This window comes from Pseudomonas sp. BNK-45, assembly GCF_047456255.1.
Classification (GTDB): Bacteria; Pseudomonadota; Gammaproteobacteria; order Pseudomonadales; family Pseudomonadaceae; genus Aquipseudomonas.
In genome coordinates, this window is the sequence record NZ_CP179909.1 from 3207366 (window position 1) to 3226735 (window position 19370).

Genomic DNA, 19370 nt, shown 5'->3' on the forward strand with positions numbered 1-19370 from the left:
ATAAGGAAAAGCGATTTCAAGAAAATCCTGGGGGGCGGGGCACGCATGCGGTCCGCACCGATTTGGCCATCCTGCAGCCAAGGAGCGCAGTTTAGCGTGACAACCGCGAAATTCGAGGCTGTTTTTTCACTGCCGGGCCATTAATCGCCGCAGTTTTAAAGCTGCGCTCTGTCAGGCGCTTGACAGCATCGGCTATGATACCCGTTTTGATTTATCAGGCCGCGTCCGGCCGCGCACTTGTACGTTCAAGGATCCTATGAGCAAGCCCACTGTCGACCCTACCTCGAATTCCAAGACTGGACCGGCCGTGCCGGTCAACTTCCTGCGCCCGATCATCCAGGCGGATCTGGACTCGGGTAAGCACACACAGATCGTGACCCGCTTCCCTCCGGAGCCCAATGGATACCTGCACATCGGTCACGCCAAGTCGATCTGCGTGAACTTCGGTCTGGCCCAGGAGTTCGGCGGCGTCACGCACCTGCGTTTCGACGACACCAACCCGGCCAAGGAAGACCAGGAGTACATCGACGCCATTGAAAGCGACGTCAAGTGGCTGGGTTTTGAGTGGTCCGGCGAAGTGCGTTATGCCTCGCAGTACTTCGACCAGCTGCACGACTGGGCCGTGGAACTGATCAAGGCGGGCAAGGCCTATGTCTGCGACCTGACCCCTGAACAGGCCAAGGAATACCGCGGCAGCCTCACCGAGCCTGGCAAGAACAGCCCGTTCCGCGAGCGTTCGGTGCAAGAGAACCTGGACTGGTTCGCCCGCATGCGCGCCGGCGAGTTCCCGGACGGCGCCCGCGTGCTGCGGGCCAAGATCGACATGGCCTCGCCGAACATGAACCTGCGCGACCCGATCATGTACCGGATCCGTCACGCTCATCACCACCAGACCAGTGACAAGTGGTGCATCTACCCCAACTACGACTTCACCCACGGTCAGTCGGACGCCATCGAGGGCATCACCCACTCGATCTGCACCCTGGAGTTCGAAAGCCATCGTCCGCTGTATGAGTGGTTCCTCGAGCACCTGCCGGTACCGACGCACCCGCGTCAGTACGAATTCAGCCGCCTGAACCTGAACTACACCATCACCAGCAAGCGCAAACTCAAGCAACTGGTGGACGAGCAGCACGTCAATGGCTGGGACGATCCGCGCATGTCGACCCTGTCGGGCTTCCGTCGTCGTGGTTACACGCCGGCGTCGATCCGCAACTTCTGCGAGATGGTTGGCACCAACCGCTCCGACGGCGTGGTCGACTACGGCATGCTGGAATTCAGCATCCGCCAGGACCTCGACGCGAATGCCCCGCGCGCCATGTGCGTGCTGCGTCCGTTGAAAGTCGTGATTACCAACTACCCGGAAGACCAGGTCGAGAACCTCGAACTGCCGCGTCATCCGCAGAAAGAAGAACTGGGCGTGCGCCAGCTGCCGTTCGCTCGTGAAATCTACATCGACCGTGATGACTTCATGGAAGAGCCGCCCAAAGGCTACAAGCGCCTGGAGCCGAACGGTGAAGTGCGTCTGCGCGGTAGCTACGTGATCCGCGCCGACGAAGCGATCAAGGATGCCGAGGGCAATATCGTCGAGCTGCGTTGCTCCTACGATCCGGACACCCTGGGCAAGAACCCTGAAGGCCGCAAGGTCAAGGGCGTGATCCACTGGGTGCCGGCTGCTGCCAGCATCGAGTGCGAAGTGCGCCTGTACGATCGTCTGTTCCGTTCTCCGAACCCGGAGAAGGCCGAGGACAGCGCGAGTTTCCTGGACAACATCAACCCTGACTCCCTGCAAGTGCTCACTGGTTGTCGTGCCGAACCCTCGTTGGGCAACGCACAGCCGGAAGACCGTTTCCAGTTCGAGCGCGAAGGCTACTTCTGCGCGGATATCAAGGACTCGAAGCCCGGTGCTCCGGTATTCAACCGTACCGTGACCCTGCGCGACTCCTGGGGTCAGTGATTCAGTCAAGGAACTAACGTGCTAACGATCTACAACACGCTCACCAAGAGCAAAGAAGTCTTCAAACCTTTGGATGGCAACAAGGTGCGCATGTACGTGTGCGGCATGACCGTGTACGACTATTGCCACCTGGGGCACGGCCGCAGCATGGTGGCCTTCGACCTGATTACCCGCTGGCTGCGTTTCAGCGGGTATGACCTGACGTACGTGCGCAACATCACCGACATCGAAGACAAGATCATCAACCGGGCCAAGGAGAACGGCGAGCCGTTCAATGTCCTGACCGAACGCATGATCACGGCGATGCACGAGGATGAAGCGCGCCTCAACATCCTCAAGCCGGACATGGAGCCGCGTGCCACGGATCATATTCCGGGCATGCTGAAGATGATCCAGACCCTGATCGACAAGGGCTACGCCTATGCGCCGGGCAATGGCGACGTGTACTACCGCGTCGGCAAGTTCATGGGCTACGGCAAGCTGTCGCGCAAGAAGATCGAAGACCTGCGCATCGGCGCGCGGATCGAAGTGGGCGAGTCAAAGCAGGATCCATTGGACTTCGTCCTGTGGAAAGCTGCCAAGCCGGGTGAGCCAAGCTGGCCGTCGCCTTGGGGGGACGGTCGTCCGGGTTGGCATATCGAGTGCTCGGTGATGTCCACCTGCTGCCTGGGCGAGACTTTCGACATTCATGGTGGCGGCAGCGACCTGGAGTTCCCGCACCACGAGAACGAGATTGCCCAGAGCGAGGCGGCGACCGGCAAGACCTACGCCAATGCCTGGATGCACTGCGGCATGATCCGCATCAATGGCGAGAAGATGTCCAAGTCCTTGAACAACTTCTTCACCATTCGCGACGTGCTCGACAAATACCATCCGGAAGTGGTGCGTTATCTGCTGGTGGCCAGCCACTACCGCAGCGCCATCAACTACTCGGAAGACAACCTCAAGGACGCCAAGGGCGCGCTGGAGCGCTTCTACCATGCGCTCAAGGGCCTGCCAAAAGTCGCTCCGGCCGGTGGCGAAGCCTTCGTCGAACGTTTCACCCAGGTGATGAACGACGACTTCGGTACTCCGGAAGCCTGTGCCGTGTTGTTCGAGATGGTGCGTGAGATCAACCGCCTGCGCGAAAGCGATATCGACTCGGCGGCGGGTTTGGCGGCACGTCTGAAAGAACTGGCCAGCGTGCTGGGCGTGCTGCAATTGGAAGCCGACGACTTCCTGCAGGCCGGCGCCGAAGGCCGGGTTGATGCGGCAGAAGTCGAGGCGCTGATCCAGGCCCGTCTGGCAGCCCGTGCCAACAAGGATTGGGCTGAGTCCGACCGTATTCGCGATCAGATCACCGCCATGGGCGTGATCCTGGAAGACGGCAAGGGCGGTACGACCTGGCGCCTGGCTGACTAAGTTGGCGTTTGCTGCAACAAGAAACCCGCCTGGTGCGGGTTTTTTGTTGCCCGTAGATCAGTACCAGCGTGCTCAGGCCAGCGAGGCTAGGCGCTCCACGGTATCGGGGTAGCGTTGCACCAGGCGGATCAGGGTGGTGGCCTGGGCATTGGGTGTGGCGCGGCCCTGTTCCCAGTTCTCCAGGGTGCGGGTGTTGGTGCGCAGGTACATGGCGAATACCGAGCGCGAGAGATTGAGTTGCTGGCGGATGTTCATCACCTCGGTGGCAGTGATGGGGGGCAGCTTGTCCAGCTTCACTTTATGGCTGCGCAGGGTGATCTTGCCCTGGCGCTCCTGGGTGAGGGCGTCGATGCCTTCTACCAGTTCGGAAAAGATGTCACGTTTGGTCATGTCTTCTGGCCTCGATTTCACGTTCCAGCAGTTGTTTGAGCTGTTGTCGCTGCTGCGGTAGCAGGTCGTCCATCTGCTCCTTGTCGAACAGGGTGAAGAGCCAGAACTGCGCCCCTCCGGACCACCAGTAATAGATCACCCTCAGCCCGCCACGCCTGCCCTTGTTGCGTCGCTCATCGATGAAACGCATCTTGCGCAAGCCGCCAGTGCCCTGAATCAGCACTCCCGCGTGCGGGTGGCGCAGCAATTCGATCTGCAGTTCGCAGAACAACTCGTCGTCAAGGAAGTCCCTTCGGTATCGTGCAAATGCCGGCAGTTCAATAAACAGAGCATTCATTTCATACGCTTCCTGCGTATAAATTGGATGACGCTACAGCTTTGGTCAAGGCCCGCTGAGCGCCGCGTTTGATCTGGCAACAGTTTATGCCCGTGGCGTCGGGCTGAATGTCGGACCGGGTCGACGTGACAGGAAGGGCGATTCCGAGTTTCGCTGGGAAGAGGGGAGGGCAGGGCCCTGAAATGCAAAACGGCACCCGAAGGTGCCGTTTTGTTTGTTGCGTTGAAACCTAAGCGATCAACCCGCCAGGCCGGAGTGCTGGACCAGGGTCAGCAGCGGCTGTGGGTAGACGCCGAGGAAGAACGCCAGGACCGCGATGGCCAGCAGCATGACGCCACCGGCTTTCTGTTCCCAGTGCAGTTGGGCGTCGACGCGGCGCAGGTTCGGCTCGATCAGGTACAGGGTGACCATCACGCGCAGGTAGTAGAAGACGCCGATGGCGCTACCCATGACCAGGGAACCGACCAGCCACCATTGGTGCGCTTCGACACCGGTAGCGATGATGTAGAACTTGCCGATGAAGCCCGCGGTCAGCGGGATGCCGGCCAGGGACAGCATCATCACGGTGAGCACGGCGGTCAGGTACGGACGGCGCCAGAACAGGCCACGGTACTCGTACAGGGCGTCGGCATCACGGCCTTTGTACGGCGAGGACATCAGGGTGATCACGCCGAAGGCGCCAAGGCTGGTGATTACGTAGGTGACCAGGTACACGCCGATGGCTTCCATGGCCAGGCCCTTGCTCGCCACCAGGGCGATCAGCAGGTAACCGAAGTGAGCGATGGACGAGTAACCCAGCAGACGCTTGAGGTTGCTCTGGGTCAGCGCCAACAGGTTGCCCACCAGGATCGAGGCAATGGCGATCACCGTCAGCACGTTGCTCAGGACGCCGCTGCTGGCCACTGGCGAGAGCTGGAACAGACGCACCAGCACCGCGAACACCGCCACCTTGCTGGCGGTTGCCAGGAACGCTGCAACCGGAGCCGGAGCGCCTTCATAGACGTCCGGGGTCCACAGGTGGAACGGCACCAGCGACAGCTTGAAGGCCAGGCCGATCAGCATCATGCCCAGGCCCAGTTGTGCCAGCGGGCTTGGCAGCCCGGTGGCGGCCAGGGCCTGGCCGATGCCGCTGAAGCTCAGGCTGCCGGCTTCGGCGTAGAGCAGGGCCATGCCGAACAACAGGAAGCCCGAACCGGCGGCCGACAGCACCATGTACTTGATGCCGGCTTCCAGGGAGCGCTTGTTGAAGAAGGCGTAGGCCACCAAGCCGTAGACCGGTACCGAGAGCAGCTCCAGGCCGATGAACAGGCCGGCCAGGTTCTGCGCGCTGACCAGTACCAGGCCACCAGCGGCGGCCAGCAGGATCAGCAGGTACAGCTCTTCACGGTTGCCCGGGTAGCCGCTGCTGCCGTCGCCCAGGTAGGCGTGTGCCAGGGTGACGCAGGCCAGGGTGGCCACCAGGATCAGGGCCATGTACAGGCAGGCGAACTGGTCGATCTGCAACAGCGGGGTCACTGCCAGCGGTGCCACTTTCAGCACCGGGAAAATCGACAGCAATGCCAGGTTCAGACCGGCCACCGACAGCAGGAAGGTCTGGGCGTGGTTGCGCCGCCAGGCGATCGCCAGCATCACCACCACAAGGGTGGCGCTGGTGATCAGCAGCGGCGCCAGGGCTATAAAGTGTTGAATCGTAAAGTCCATAGCGCTCTTACCGGGCCGAAGCGAGTTGAGTGAAGGCGGTGCTGAGCCATTGCTGCACGCCATGCATGGTGGCGGCAGAGGTATCGAGGAACGGTTGCGGGTACACGCCGATGTAGATCAGCAGGACCGCCAGTCCCAGCACCATGATCAGTTCGCGAGCATCCATGCCATGGAGCACCGCATCCGACTTGGACGGGCCGAAGTAGGCACGGTGGATCATGATCAGCGAGTACACCGAACCGAACACCAGGCCGGACGTTGCGATCGCGGTGATCCAAGGAGCGCTGACGAAGGTACCGATCAGGATCAGGAACTCGCCGACGAAGTTGCCGGTGCCCGGCAGGCCCAGGGAGGCGGCCGCGAAGAACAGGCTGATGGCCGGCAGGTAGGCGATACGCGACCACAGACCGCCCATTTCACGCATGTCGCGGGTATGGGTGCGCTCGTACAGCTGGCCGCTGAGGATAAACAGCGCGGCTGCCGAAACACCGTGGGCCAGCATCTGGATCACCGCGCCCTGCAGGGCTTGCTGGCTGCCGGAGTAGATACCGATCAGCACGAAGCCCATGTGGGAAACGCTGGAGAAGGCGATCAGGCGTTTGATGTCGGTCTGGGCGAAGGCCAGGAAGGCACCGTAGAAGATCCCGATCAGACCCAGGGTCATGGCGATCGGTGCAAACTCTGCCGAGGCGTTGGGGAACAGCGGCAGGGCGAAACGCAGCAAGCCATAGGCCGCGGTCTTCAGCAGGATGCCCGCCAGGTCCACGGAACCGGCAGTCGGTGCCTGGGCGTGAGCGTCAGGCAGCCAGGAGTGGAACGGCACCACCGGCAGCTTCACCGCGAAGGCGATGAAGAAGCCGAGCATCAGGATGTACTCGGTGGCGGTGGACATCTTGGTCTTCAGCAACTGGGCGTAATCGAAGGTGATGACCCCGGTGTTGTTGAAGTTGACCAGCACCAGGCCCAGGATCGCCACCAGCATGATCAGGCCGGAAGCCTGAGTGAAGATGAAGAACTTGGTCGCTGCGTAGATCCGGGTTTTCTTGCCGTCTGCCGAGCTGTGACCCCAGAGCGCGATGAGGAAGTACATCGGCACCAGCATCATTTCCCAGAAGAAGAAGAACATGAACAGGTCCAGCGCGAGGAACACGCCGACCACACCGCCCAGGATCCACATCAGGTTCAGGTGGAAGAAGCCCACATGGCGCTGGATCTCTTTCCAGGAGCAGAGTACCGAGAGGATACCCAGCAGACCGGTCAGCAGCACCATCAACAGCGACAGGCCGTCGAGGGCCAGGTGCACGTTGATGCCAAAGCGCTCGATCCACTGGTGCTTGAACTCGATGGCCCAAGTCGGATCGACGCCAGGCGCCGGAGCATATGAATAGTTACCGTGGGCCCACAGCCAGAGGCCGAGGGCGAGTTCCAGGGTCATGGTCAACAGCGCAATCCAGCGGGGGAGGGTGGCGCCGAAGCGCTCACCCAGCCAGCACAGCAGGCCGCCGATGAAGGGGATCAGGATTAGCCAAGGCAGAATCATGACGGGCTCAATTCCTTTCGCAAGTTCGCAAGGTTCATATCAGACCGCTACCAGCACAATGGCGCCGATGACCAGCACGGCACCGGCTGCCATCGAGGCGGCGTACCAACGCAGTTGACCGGTCTCGGTACGGCTCAGGGAGTTGTGACCCCCTTTGGCCATACGCGGGATCAAACCGATGGTCTGATCGAGCGGGTCCTTGCGCAGTACATGGCTGATGGCCAGGTATGGCTTGACGAACAGTTTGTCGTAGATCCAGTCGAAGCCCCAGGCGGCGAACCACCAGGCCGAGAGCAGACGCCCGATGCCACTGTTGGCGATGGCGGTCACAACGCGACGCTTGCCAAGGAACAACAGGGCGGCCAGCAGGATACCGGCCAGGGCGATGGCACCCGAGGCGATTTCCAGGCTGTGCTTGGCTTCGCCACCGGCATGACCGGCGCTCAGCGGCAGCACACCATGCAGGGGCGGAGTGATCATCGCGCCGATCCCGGTGGACAGCACGATCAGCACCACCAGCGGCAGCCAGTGGGAAATCCCGTGGCCGGCGTGGGCTTCGGTCTTGGCTTCACCGTGGAAGGTGATGAAGATCAGGCGGAAGGTGTACAGCGAGGTCATGAACGCACCCACCAGGCCGGCGTACAGCAGGCCGTGGTTGCCGCTGGCGAAGGCTTCCCAGAGGATCTCGTCCTTGGAGTAGAAGCCTGCGGTCACCAGAGGCAGGGCCGCCAGTGCGGCGCCGCCGACGATGAAACTGGCGTAGGCCAGAGGCAGTTTCTTCCACAGGCCGCCCATCTTGAAGATGTTCTGCTCGTGGTGGCAGGCAACGATCACCGCACCGGAGGCCAGGAACAGCAGGGCCTTGAAGAAGGCGTGGGTCATCAGGTGGAAGATCGCGCCGTCCCAGGCGCCAACGCCCAGGGCCAGGAACATGTAGCCGATCTGGCTCATGGTGGAGTAGGCGAGGATCCGCTTGATGTCGGTCTGCACCAGCGCGGCGAAGCCGGCCAGTACCAGGGTCACGCCACCTACCAGGCCCACCAGGTGCAGGATTTCCGGCGCCAGGGTGAACAGGCCGTGGGTACGGGCGATCAGGTAGACACCGGCGGTCACCATGGTTGCGGCGTGGATCAGTGCCGAAACCGGGGTCGGACCAGCCATCGCGTCCGCCAGCCAGGTCTGCAGTGGCAGTTGCGCGGATTTGCCCACGGCGCCGCCCAGCAGCATCAGGGTCGCCAGGGTGATCCAGAAATCGCCGGCCTGGAATTTCTGCGGAGCCAGCACCAGCAGTTCCTGGACGTTCAGCGTGCCCACCTGTTGGAACAGGATGAACAGGCCGATGGCCATGAACACGTCGCCGATCCGGGTGACGATAAAGGCCTTGAGTGCGGCGTTACCGTTGTTGCGGTTGCTGTAGTAGAAACCGATCAACAGGTAGGAGCACAGGCCCACGCCTTCCCAGCCGAAGTACAGGAACAGCAGGTTATCGCCCAGGACTAGGAACAGCATGCTGGCGATAAACAGGTTGGTGTAGGCGAAGAAGCGCGAGTAGCCGGCCTCACCACGCATGTACCAGGACGCGAACAGGTGGATCAGGAAGCCCACGCCCACTACCACGCCCAGCATGGTCACGGACAGGCCGTCCAGATACAGGGCGAAGTTCGGCGCAAAACCGTCCACCGACATCCACTGCCACAACACCTGGGTGTAGTGGCCATCCGCTGGTGGCGCGACGTTGAATTGCCAGATCACGTAGGCGGCCACGATGGCCGACAGGCCAATGGAGCCGACGCCGATCAGGGCCGAGAGGTTTTCCGAGAGGCGTCCCCGAGAGAACGACAGCAGCAGGAAACCGATCAGGGGGAATACGAAAGTCAGAAAGAGAAGGTTCATCCGCGCATCTCGCTGGCTGCATCGATATCGAGAGTGTGGAAGCGGCGGTACAGCTGCAGCAGGATCGCCAGGCCGATACTGGCCTCGGCGGCTGCCAGGCTGATCACCAGGATGAACATCACTTGTCCATCCGGCTGCGCCCAGCGGGCGCCCGCAACGATGAAGGCCAATGCCGAGGCGTTCATCATCACTTCCAGGCTCATCAACACGAAGAGGATGTTACGGCGGACCATCAGGCCGACCAGACCGAGGCAGAACAGGATGCCGGCAACTGCCAGGCCATGTTCCATCGGGATAGTACCGAGAGGGATAGTAGGCATCGTATTACTCCTTCGCCTCGTTGCGGCCCAAGTGGAACGCCGTGACGGCTGCGGCGAGCAGCAGCATCGAGGCGAGTTCGACCACCAGCAGGTAAGGGCCGAACAGGCTGATGCCCACGGCCTTGGCGCTGACGGTGGTTTGACCGATACCGGCACCGCTCTGGTGGCTGAACAGTACGTACAGCAGTTCAGCCAGCAGCAGCGCGGCGAGGATCACCGGGCCGATCCAGATGCCCGGCGTGAGCCAGATGCGCTCTTGCTGAGCCGCGGCCGGGCCGAGGTTCAGCATCATTACCACGAACACGAACAGCACCATGATGGCGCCGGCGTAGGCGATCACTTCCAGGGCGCCGGCGAACGGCGCGCCGAGGCTGAAGAAGGTCATGGCCACGGCGATCAGCGAAATGATCAGGTAGAGCAGGGCGTGCACAGGGTTGGTGTTGGTAACCACGCGCAGCGTGGAAACAACGGCAACACCTGATGCGAAATAGAAAGCGAATTCCATCGTTCTTCCTTAAGGCAGCAAGCTCTTCACGTTGATCGGTTCGGCTTCGTTCTGCGCGGCGCCTTTTGGCTTGCCGGCAATGGCCATACCTGCAACACGATAGAAGTTGTAGTCAGGGTTCTTTCCGGGACCGGAGATCAAGAGATCCTCTTTCTCGTAAACCAGGTCCTGACGTTTGAACTCGGCCATCTCGAAATCCGGTGTCAGCTGGATTGCGGTGGTCGGACAGGCTTCCTCGCAGAGACCGCAGAAAATGCAGCGCGAGAAGTTGATGCGGAAGAACTCCGGGTACCAGCGACCGTCTTCCGTTTCAGCTTTCTGCAGCGAGATGCAACCCACCGGGCAGGCCACGGCGCACAGGTTGCAGGCAACGCAACGCTCTTCGCCATCGGGGTCGCGAGTCAGGACGATACGGCCACGGTAGCGTGGCGGCAGGTACACCGGCTCTTCGGGGTATTGCAGGGTGTCGCGTTTGCGAAAGCCGTGACCGAACACCATCACCAGGCTGCGCAACTGGGTACCGGTACCCTTAACGATGTCGCCAATATATTTGAACATGGGTCAAATCCTCACTGAACCGCGCCCGCAGGCGTGTTCAACAACACAACCGCAGCGGTCACCAGCAAATTGATCAGGGTCAGCGGCAGGCAGAATTTCCAGCTGAAGTCCATCACCTGGTCATAGCGCGGGCGCGGGATAGAGGCGCGCAGCAGGATGAACAGCATGATGAAGAACGCGGTCTTCAGGGCGAACCAGACGAAGGACAGTTGCGGCAGGATGCCGAACGGACCGTGCCAGCCACCGAAGAACAGGGTGACCAGCAGTGCCGAGATCAGGATGATGCCGATGTACTCACCAACGAAGAACATGCCCCATTTCATGCCGGCGTATTCAATGTGGTAACCGTCGGCCAGTTCCTGCTCCGCTTCCGGCTGGTCGAAGGGGTGACGGTGAGTCACGGCCACGCCAGCGATGAAGAAGGTACAGAAGCCGAAGAACTGCGGAATGATGAACCACAGGTTCTGCGCCTGGTACTCGACGATGTCGCGCATGTTGAAGGAACCGACCTGAGCCACGATGCCCATCAGCGCCAGGCCCATGAACACTTCGTAGGACACGGTCTGGGCCGAAGCCCGCAAGCTGCCCAGCAGGGCGAACTTGTTGTTACTCGACCAGCCGGCGAACAGCACCGCGTAGACCGACAGACCGGCCATGGCGAAGAAGAACAGCAGGCCGATGTTCAGGTCCGCGACGCCCCAGGTCGGGGTGATCGGGATGATCGCGAAGGCGATCAGCAGGGCGGACATGGCGACCACCGGTGCCAGGGTGAAGATCACCTTGTCGGCAAACGGCGGGGTCCAGTCTTCCTTGAAGAACATCTTCAGCATGTCGGCCGCGATCTGGAACATGCCGAACGGGCCAACGCGGTTCGGACCGTAACGGTCCTGCCACCAGCCCAGCAGGCGACGTTCGACGAAGCTCAGCAGCGCACCGGCGATCACCACCGCCAGCAGGATCACGATGGCCTTGACGACCGTCAGGATCACGTCGATCACTTCAGGGGTAAACCAACTCATTGCGCCGCCTCCTGCAGACCGTCAACGGATTTGCCAAAGAATGCCGGAGGAATGCCCGCCAGACCGGCAGGCAGGCCCACCAGGCCGGCACCCAGCTCTTCGTTGATGCGCAGCGGCAGACGCAGGGTCTGACCAGCCAGACTCACTGCGAGCAGGGCACCGTCGTTGACGCCCAGGCGATCGGCTTCGGACTTGGCCAGGGCCACGTAGGCCGCCGGAATGCGCTCCTGCACCGGAGCGGCCTTCGAAGAGTTCTCCTCGCTGCCGAACAGGTGATAGAACGGCACCGCTTGCCAAGTGCCCTGGGCCGGAGAGAAGGCCCGCGGGACGCTGGCGAACCAGTTCAGACGGTCGCCCTGGCTTTCGATCAGGCGAGTACCCGGGTCACCGGCACGCAGGTGGCCGCCGACTTCGTCCTGGAACTTGTTCCAGGCTTGCGGCGAGTTCCAGCCCGGCGACCAGGCGAATGGCACTTGCGAGCGCGGCTCGGCGGAGCCCGAGTAACCTTCCATGGAGTAGGCGAAGGCGGTATCCGGGTCTTGCGAGGTACGCGGTTCGTGCACGCTCTGGTTGGCGCGCATGGCGGTACGGCCGCTGTAGCGCAGCGGTTCGCGGGCCAGTTTCAGGCCTTTGATGCGGAATGCTGCGGAAGGTGCGGCATCGACGATGCTGGCCAGTTGCGGGGTGCTCGCGGCGCAGGCAGCGGTCACGTGGTCCAGCTGGGTCCAGTCCACCGGCTTGTTCAGCAGGGTGCTGCGCAGGGCATGCAGCCAGCGCCAGCCTTCGTGGACCATGATGCTGGCGTCCAGGTAGGTCGGATCGAAGACCTGGAAGAAACGCTGGGCACGACCTTCCTGGCTGACCAGGGTGCCGTCGCCTTCGGCGAAGCTGGCCGCCGACAGCACCAGGTGCGCGCGCTCGACGGTCGCGGTCTGTTGGTGATCGGCAACGATCACCACCTTGGCCGCGCTGAGGGCCGCATCCACCTTGGCCGCGTCGGTGCGGGTGTACAGGTCGTTTTCCAGCACCACGATGGCGTCGGCTTTACCGTCGACTACCGCCTGCAGGGCGGCGTCCACGGATTCGCCGCCGAGCATGGCCAGGCCGAGGCTGTTGGCCTCTGGCACGATCAGGCTGATGGAGCCGGCTTTGTCGCGCAGCTTCAGGGCTTTGGCGATGTTCGCTGCGGCTTCGATCAGCGCCTTGGAACCCAGGGAAGTACCGGAAATGATCAGTGGGCGCTTGGCCGCCAACAGGGCGTCGGCAATACGCTTGGCCAGTTCCAGGGCTTCGCTGTCCAGGCCTTCCACGGCAGGGGCGCTGGCGTCGATGGCATGGGCCACGGCGAAACCGATGCGCGCCAGGTCGTCGGGAGCGGCGTGTACACACTCCTCGGCGACGTCGTCGAGCTTGGTTTCAGCAAGGCTGGCGATGAACAGCGGGTTCAGCGCGTGCTGGCCGATGTTCTTCACCGCAGCGTCGAGCCAAGGCTGGACGCGCATGGCGTCGGCCATTTCTTCGGCCTTGCCCTTGACCGACTGGCGCAGGGCCAGGGCCATGCGGGCAGCGGTCTGGGTCAGGTCTTCGCCAAGGACGAAGATCGCGTCGTGGTCTTCGATCTCGCGCAGGTTCGGAACCGGCAGCGGGCTGTCGTTCAGCACCTGCAGAACCAGGCGGATGCGCTCCAGTTCAGACGCTTCGATGCCGCTGTAGAAGTGCTCGGCACCGACCAGTTCACGCAGCGCGTAGTTGCTTTCCAGGCTGGCGCGAGGCGAGCCGATACCGACGATGTTGCGACCGCGCAGCAGGTCGGCGGCCTGGTCCAGGGCCTGGTCCAGGGTCAGCTGGGTACCGTCGGCCAGGCGTGGCTGGCGTGGACGATCCTTGCGGTTCACGTAGCCATAACCGAAGCGGCCACGGTCGCAGAGGAAATACTGGTTCACCGAACCGTTGTAGCGGTTTTCGATGCGGCGCAGTTCGCCATAGCGCTCGCCCGGGGAGATGTTGCAACCGCTGGAGCAGCCATGGCAGATGCTTGGCGAGAACTGCATGTCCCATTTGCGGTTGTAGCGCTCGGAGTGAGTCTTGTCGGTGAACACACCGGTCGGGCAGACCTCGGTGAGGTTGCCGGAGAACTCGCTTTCCAGGGTGCCGTCTTCAACGCGACCGAAGTACACGTTGTCGTGGGCGCCGTAGACGCCCAGGTCGGTGCCTCCGGCGTAGTCCTTGTAGAAGCGTACGCAGCGGTAGCAGGCGATGCAGCGGTTCATCTCGTGAGCGATGAACGGGCCGAGGTCCTGATTCTGGTGGGTGCGCTTGGTGAAGCGATAACGGCGCTCGTTGTGGCCGGTCATCACCGTCATGTCTTGCAGGTGGCAGTGACCGCCTTCCTCACAGACCGGGCAGTCGTGAGGGTGGTTGGTCATCAGCCATTCGACAACACTGGCACGGAAGGCCTTGGATTCTTCATCGTCGATGGAGATCCAGGTGTTGTCGGTGGCCGGGGTCATGCAGGACATGACGATACGACCACGGGTGTCGTTCTCGTCGGTGTACTGCTTGACCGCGCACTGGCGACAGGCACCGACGCTACCGAGAGCGGGGTGCCAGCAGAAATAAGGGATGTCGAGGCCTAGTGACAGACACGCCTGTAACAGGTTGTCCGCCCCATCGACTTCGAGCGCTTTGCCGTCTACGTGGATAGTGGCCATGGTTCAAAGTTCTTCGTTGGCCCGGTGTCAGCGGGCGTGGCTAATGGAATCTTGTTATGCGTGCGAATCAACACAGCCGTTCACGGCGTCATCGCACGTCGAGCGCAGGGCACGGACCCTGCGCCCTCATCTAAGCGTTACGCGCCGACTACGATCGGTCGGGCCAGAGGCGGGACGGCGGCGCTGGTAGGCGCGATGCCGGCTTCGAACTCTGGACGGAAATACTTGATGGCACTGCCCAAAGGCTCCACGGCACCCGGTGCGTGAGCACAGAAGGTCTTGCCCGGGCCGAGGAAACCCACCAGACCCAGCAGGGTCTCGATGTCGCCCTGCTGGCCCTGGCCTTTTTCCAGGGCCATCAGCAGTTTGACGCTCCATGGCAGGCCATCACGGCAAGGGGTGCAGAAGCCGCAGGATTCACGGGCGAAGAATTGCTCCATGTTGCGCAGCAGCGACACCATGTTGATGCTTTCGTCCACCGCCATGGCCAGGCCGGTACCCATGCGGGTGCCCACTTTGGCGATGCCGCCGGCGTACATTTGCGCATCCAGGTGTTCCGGCAGCAGGAAGCCGGTACCGGCGCCGCCGGGCTGCCAGCACTTGAGCTTGTAGCCATCGCGCATGCCGCCGGCGTAGTCCTCGAACAGCTCGCGCGCGGTCACGCCGAAGGGCAGCTCCCACAGGCCAGGGTTCTTCACTTTGCCGGAGAAGCCCATCAGCTTGGTGCCGTGGTCTTCACTGCCTTCGCGGGCCAGGGATTTGTACCACTCCACGCCGTCGCCGATGATCGCCGGCACGTTGCACAGGGTCTCGACGTTGTTCACGCAAGTCGGCTTGCCCCACACGCCTACGGCGGCGGGGAAGGGCGGCTTGGAGCGTGGGTTGGCGCGACGGCCTTCCAGGGAGTTGATCAGTGCGGTTTCTTCACCGCAGATGTAGCGGCCGGCGCCGGTGTGCACGAACAGTTCGAAATCGAAACCGCTGCCCAGGATGTTCTTGCCCAACAGGCCAGCAGCCTTGGCTTCTTCCACGGCACGGCGCAGGTGCTTGGCGGCGGTGGTGTACTCGCCGCGCAGGAAGATGTAGCCGCGGTAGGTCTTCAGTGCACGGGCACTGATCAGCATGCCTTCGATCAGCAGATGGGGCAGTTGCTCCATCAGCATGCGGTCTTTCCAGGTGTTGGGTTCCATTTCATCCGCGTTGCACAGCAGGTAGCGGATGTTCATGGATTCGTCTTTGGGCATCAGGCCCCACTTCACGCCGGTGGGGAAGCCCGCACCGCCGCGGCCCTTGAGGCCGGCGTCCTTCACGGTCTGGACGATATCGTCCTGGGACAGGTCGGCGAAGGCCTTGCGCGCTGCAGCGTAGCCGTTCTTGGCCTGGTACTCGTCGAACCATACCGGCTCGCCGTCGTCACGCAGACGCCAGGTCAGGGGGTGGGTTTCTGCGGTGCGCGCAATGCGGTTCGCAGGGCCGAAAGAGGTCAGGGTCATACGTAGCCCTCCAACAGTTTGGCCACGCCAGCGGGCTGTACGTCGCCGAAAGTGTCGTCGTCGATCATCAGCGCCGGGGCCTTGTCGCAGTTGCCCAGGCAGCACACCGGCAGCAGGGTGAAGCGGCCGTCGGCGGTGGTCTGGCCGAGGCCGATGCCCAGCTCGCTCTGGATCTGGCTGACCACGGACTCATGGCCGCCGATGTAGCAGACCATGCTGTCGCAGACGCGAATGATGTGGCGGCCCACCGGCTGGCGGAAGATCTGGCTGTAGAACGTCGCCACGCCTTCCACGTCGCTGGCGGGGATGCCGAGGATCTCGCCGATGGCGTAGACCGCGCCGTCAGGCACCCAGCCACGTTCCTTCTGGACGATCTTCAGGGCTTCGATCGACGCCGCGCGCGGGTCTTCGTAGTGATGCATCTCGTGCTCGATGGCCGAGCGCTCGGTTTCGCTCAGGGCGAAACGGTCTGTCTGGATAAGCGTGCTGTTCATGCTTAGCGGTCCACGTCGGCCATAACGAAGTCGATACTACCCAGGTACGCGATCAAGTCCGCGACCATGCTGCCGCGGATCACCGAAGGGATCTGCTGCAGGTGGGCGAAGCTCGGGGTACGGATCCGGGTGCGGTAGCTCATGGTGCCGCCATCGCTCGTCAGGTAATAACTGTTGATGCCCTTGGTCGCTTCGATCATCTGGAAGGATTCGTTGGCCGGCATGACCGGGCCCCACGAAACCTGCAGGAAGTGCGTGATCAAGGTCTCGATGTGCTGCAGGGTGCGCTCTTTCGGCGGCGGCGTGGTTAGCGGGTGGTCCGCCTTGTACGGGCCTTCCGGCATGTTGCGCAGGCACTGATCGATGATCTTGATGCTCTGGCGCATTTCTTCCACGCGAACCATGCAACGGTCGTAGGCGTCACCGTTGGCACCCAGCGGGACCTCGAACTCGAAGTTCTCGTAGCCGGAGTACGGACGGGCCTTGCGCAGGTCGAAATCGCAACCGGTGGAGCGCAGGCCGGCACCGGTGACGCCCCATTCCAGGGCTTCCTTGGTGTTGTAGGCGGCGACACCGATGGTCCGGCCCTTGAGGATGCTGTTCTGCAGGGCAGCCTTGGTGTATTCGTCGAGGCGCTTGGGCAGCCATTCGACGAAGTCCTTGACCAGCTTTTCCCAGCCGCGGGGCAGATCGTGGGCAACGCCGCCGATGCGGTACCAGGCCGGGTGCAGACGGAAACCGGTGATGGCTTCGATCACGGTGTAGGCACGCTGACGGTCGGTGAAGGTGAAGAACACCGGGGTCATGGCGCCGACGTCCTGGATGTAGGTGCCCAGGAACAGCAGGTGGCTGGTGATGCGGAAGAACTCGGCCATCATGATGCGGATGACGTCGACCTTCTCCGGCACCTTGATGCCGGCCAGCTTCTCGACCGACAGCACGTACGGCAGGTTGTTCATCACCCCGCCCAGGTAGTCGATGCGGTCGGTGTAGGGGATGAAGCTGTGCCAGGACTGACGCTCGGCCATCTTCTCGGCACCACGGTGGTGGTAGCCGATGTCCGGTACGCAGTCGACGATCTCTTCGCCATCCAGTTGCAGGATGATACGGAAGGCACCGTGAGCCGAAGGGTGGTTCGGACCCAGGTTGAGGAACATGTAGTCCTCGTTGGCGCCGGAACGCTTCATGCCCCAGTCTTCCGGACGGAAGCGCGCGGCTTCCTCTTCCAGCTGCTGCTTGGCCAGGTTCAGGCTGAACGGATCGAACTCGGTGGCGCGAGCCGGGAAGTCCTTGCGCAGCGGGTGACCTTCCCAGGTCGGCGGCATCATGATTCGCGACAGGTGCGGGTGGCCGGCAAAGTCGATACCGAACATGTCCCAGACTTCACGCTCGTACCAGTTGGCGTTGGGCCAGATACCGGTGACGGTGGGCAGGCTGAGGTCGCCTTCGGAGAGGGCCACCTTGATCATCACGTCGCTGTTACGTTCGATCGACAGCAAGTGGTAGAACACGCTGAAGTCGGCACCCGGCAGGCCCTGGCGCTTGGTGCGCAGGCGCTCGTCCACGCCGTGCAGGTCATAGAGCATGACGTACGGCTTGGGCAGGTTGCGCAGGAAGGTCAGGACTTCGACGAGTTTGGAGCGGGTAACCCACAGCACCGGCATGCCGGTGCGGGTGGCCTGGGCGGTGAACGCCTCAGGGCCAAAACGGTTATTGAGTTCGACGACCACATCCTGGTCGTCAGCCTTATAAGGCGGGATGTACAGAGCACTGCCTGTAGTCATGGTTTTTTATCGCTTTCGGTCAACGTAAAGAGTGAAGCCAGTGTCGTTTCTTTGTCAGAACAGATCTGGATCAGACTTCGTCAGGGCTGCGCAGGTTGGTGACCTGAATACGCTGTTCGCGGCGCTGCTCCTTTTGCGACGGCATCTCGGCGCGATACACGCCTTGATCACCGACGACCCAGGACAGTGGGCGACGCTCCTGGCCAATGGATTCTTGCAAGAGCATCAAGCCTTGCAGGAACGCTTCGGGGCGGGGCGGGCAGCCAGGTACGTAGACGTCCACGGGCAGGAACTTGTCCACCCCCTGAACTACGGAGTAGATGTCGTACATGCCGCCGGAGTTGGCGCACGAACCCATGGAGATGACCCACTTGGGCTCAAGCATTTGCTCGTAGAGACGCTGGATGATCGGCGCCATCTTGATGAAGCAGGTACCGGCGATAACCATGAAGTCCGCCTGACGCGGCGATGCCCGGATAACCTCGGCGCCAAAGCGCGCGATGTCATGGGGCGCCGTGAAGGCGGTGGTCATTTCCACGTAGCAGCAGGACAGACCGAAGTTGTACGGCCACAGGGAGTTCTTACGCCCCCAGTTGACCGCGCCGCTCAGCACGTCTTCCAGCTTGCCCATGAAGATGTTTTTGTGGACCTGATCCTCTAACGGATCGGAAACGGTTTCACGTTCGCCGATCGGGTACTGATCGTTAGGAGCATCGGGGTCGATCCTGGTGAGATTGTATTGCATCGCCAAAGCCTCATTGTTTTAGCTTCGCCTGCCGCTTACGACGACCTTCCGGAGCCCAGTCAAGAGCCCCCACTCGCCAAAGGTAGACAAGACCTGCCAACAGAATTGCTATGAAAACGAGAGCTTCGACGAATCCGGTCCAGCCGCTTTCGCGGACGGACACAGACCAGGCAAAGAGAAAGAGGGCTTCGATATCGAAGATCACGAAGAGCATCGCGACCAGATAGAATTTGGCTGAGAGCCGCAAGCGGGCGCCACCGGTAGGTAGCATGCCGGACTCGAACGGTTCGTTTTTGCTGCGGCCCCAGGCTTTTGACCCGAGGAGGCTGGAGACGCCGAGCATGAAGGCGCAGAGGCCGACAACACCCAGAAGGAAAATGGCAAAGCCCCAGTTGTGGGCCATGAGTCCTGTCGCTTCGGGCATGCTGGTAATCCTTAACAGAGAGCAAGAGTCTCTGAGCTTGATAAAGAAATAAAGCAGTGACGATATGTCGCAGCGCAATCAATCGCGCTGATTTTATG

Annotated in this window: 17 protein-coding genes; 2 read left to right on the forward strand and 15 right to left on the reverse strand. The window is 61.9% G+C overall.

Going from position 1 to position 19370, the window contains the following annotated elements:
• Positions 1 to 256 precede the first annotated feature (256 nt).
• Positions 257 to 1957, forward strand: coding sequence for a glutamine--tRNA ligase/YqeY domain fusion protein (locus tag ACMGG8_RS14890; RefSeq protein WP_414159816.1), 1701 nt, complete (start codon positions 257 to 259; stop codon positions 1955 to 1957).
• Between the two features lie 18 nt (positions 1958 to 1975).
• Positions 1976 to 3358: a cysteine--tRNA ligase gene (gene cysS, locus ACMGG8_RS14895; protein WP_414159817.1), complete on the forward strand. Its 1383-nt coding sequence runs from the start codon at positions 1976 to 1978 to the stop codon at positions 3356 to 3358.
• Between the two features lie 72 nt (positions 3359 to 3430).
• Here cysS and ACMGG8_RS14900 read toward each other — a convergent pair whose 3' ends face one another.
• The 15 genes from ACMGG8_RS14900 to ACMGG8_RS14970 all read right to left on the reverse strand — a co-directional run bounded on the left by ACMGG8_RS14900 (position 3431) and on the right by ACMGG8_RS14970 (position 19272).
• On the reverse strand, positions 3431 to 3748 hold the full coding sequence (locus ACMGG8_RS14900) for a helix-turn-helix domain-containing protein (RefSeq protein WP_060840141.1): 318 nt from the start codon (positions 3746 to 3748) through the stop codon (positions 3431 to 3433).
• On the reverse strand, positions 3735 to 4085 hold the full coding sequence (locus ACMGG8_RS14905; protein ID WP_060840140.1) for a hypothetical protein: 351 nt from the start codon (positions 4083 to 4085) through the stop codon (positions 3735 to 3737). The genes ACMGG8_RS14900 and ACMGG8_RS14905 overlap by 14 nt, the downstream gene beginning before the upstream one ends.
• 237 nt (positions 4086 to 4322) lie before the next feature.
• Positions 4323 to 5786, reverse strand: a complete 1464-nt coding sequence (nuoN, locus tag ACMGG8_RS14910; protein ID WP_015636299.1) for an NADH-quinone oxidoreductase subunit NuoN — start codon at positions 5784 to 5786, stop codon at positions 4323 to 4325.
• 7 nt (positions 5787 to 5793) lie between these two features.
• Entirely contained in the window at positions 5794 to 7326 is a 1533-nt protein-coding gene (nuoM, locus tag ACMGG8_RS14915) for an NADH-quinone oxidoreductase subunit M (protein ID WP_016965722.1), read from the reverse strand.
• 39 nt (positions 7327 to 7365) lie between these two features.
• Positions 7366 to 9219 carry an NADH-quinone oxidoreductase subunit L gene (gene nuoL / locus ACMGG8_RS14920; protein ID WP_060840139.1) on the reverse strand — a complete coding sequence of 618 codons (1854 nt, stop codon included), beginning with the start codon at positions 9217 to 9219 and terminating at the stop codon, positions 7366 to 7368.
• Positions 9216 to 9539 carry an NADH-quinone oxidoreductase subunit NuoK gene (gene nuoK, locus ACMGG8_RS14925; protein ID WP_016964784.1) on the reverse strand — a complete coding sequence of 108 codons (324 nt, stop codon included), beginning with the start codon at positions 9537 to 9539 and terminating at the stop codon, positions 9216 to 9218. Before nuoK ends, nuoL begins: the two co-directional genes overlap by 4 nt.
• Positions 9540 to 9543: 4 nt before the next feature.
• Positions 9544 to 10044: an NADH-quinone oxidoreductase subunit J gene (gene nuoJ, locus ACMGG8_RS14930; protein WP_011062192.1), complete on the reverse strand. Its 501-nt coding sequence runs from the start codon at positions 10042 to 10044 to the stop codon at positions 9544 to 9546.
• Between the two features lie 9 nt (positions 10045 to 10053).
• Positions 10054 to 10602, reverse strand: coding sequence for an NADH-quinone oxidoreductase subunit NuoI (gene nuoI, locus ACMGG8_RS14935; protein ID WP_060840138.1), 549 nt, complete (start codon positions 10600 to 10602; stop codon positions 10054 to 10056).
• Between the two features lie 11 nt (positions 10603 to 10613).
• A complete protein-coding gene (gene nuoH, locus ACMGG8_RS14940) occupies positions 10614 to 11621 on the reverse strand; it encodes an NADH-quinone oxidoreductase subunit NuoH (protein WP_060840137.1) in 1008 nt (335 codons plus the stop codon).
• Positions 11618 to 14332, reverse strand: coding sequence for an NADH-quinone oxidoreductase subunit NuoG (gene nuoG / locus ACMGG8_RS14945; protein ID WP_060840136.1), 2715 nt, complete (start codon positions 14330 to 14332; stop codon positions 11618 to 11620). Before nuoG ends, nuoH begins: the two co-directional genes overlap by 4 nt.
• Positions 14333 to 14469: 137 nt before the next feature.
• Positions 14470 to 15825, reverse strand: a complete 1356-nt coding sequence (gene nuoF, locus ACMGG8_RS14950; RefSeq protein ID WP_414159818.1) for an NADH-quinone oxidoreductase subunit NuoF — start codon at positions 15823 to 15825, stop codon at positions 14470 to 14472.
• On the reverse strand, positions 15822 to 16319 hold the full coding sequence (nuoE, locus tag ACMGG8_RS14955; protein ID WP_011062188.1) for an NADH-quinone oxidoreductase subunit NuoE: 498 nt from the start codon (positions 16317 to 16319) through the stop codon (positions 15822 to 15824). The genes nuoF and nuoE overlap by 4 nt, the downstream gene beginning before the upstream one ends.
• Positions 16320 to 16321: 2 nt before the next feature.
• Complete coding sequence (gene nuoC / locus ACMGG8_RS14960) at positions 16322 to 18103, reverse strand: NADH-quinone oxidoreductase subunit C/D (protein ID WP_016964778.1); 1782 nt, start codon at positions 18101 to 18103, stop codon at positions 16322 to 16324.
• A 70-nt stretch (positions 18104 to 18173) separates the two neighbouring features.
• Complete coding sequence (locus tag ACMGG8_RS14965) at positions 18174 to 18848, reverse strand: NuoB/complex I 20 kDa subunit family protein (protein ID WP_011062186.1); 675 nt, start codon at positions 18846 to 18848, stop codon at positions 18174 to 18176.
• A gap of 10 nt (positions 18849 to 18858) precedes the next feature.
• Entirely contained in the window at positions 18859 to 19272 is a 414-nt protein-coding gene (locus tag ACMGG8_RS14970) for an NADH-quinone oxidoreductase subunit A (RefSeq protein WP_011062185.1), read from the reverse strand.
• Between the last annotated feature and the right edge of the window lie 98 nt (positions 19273 to 19370).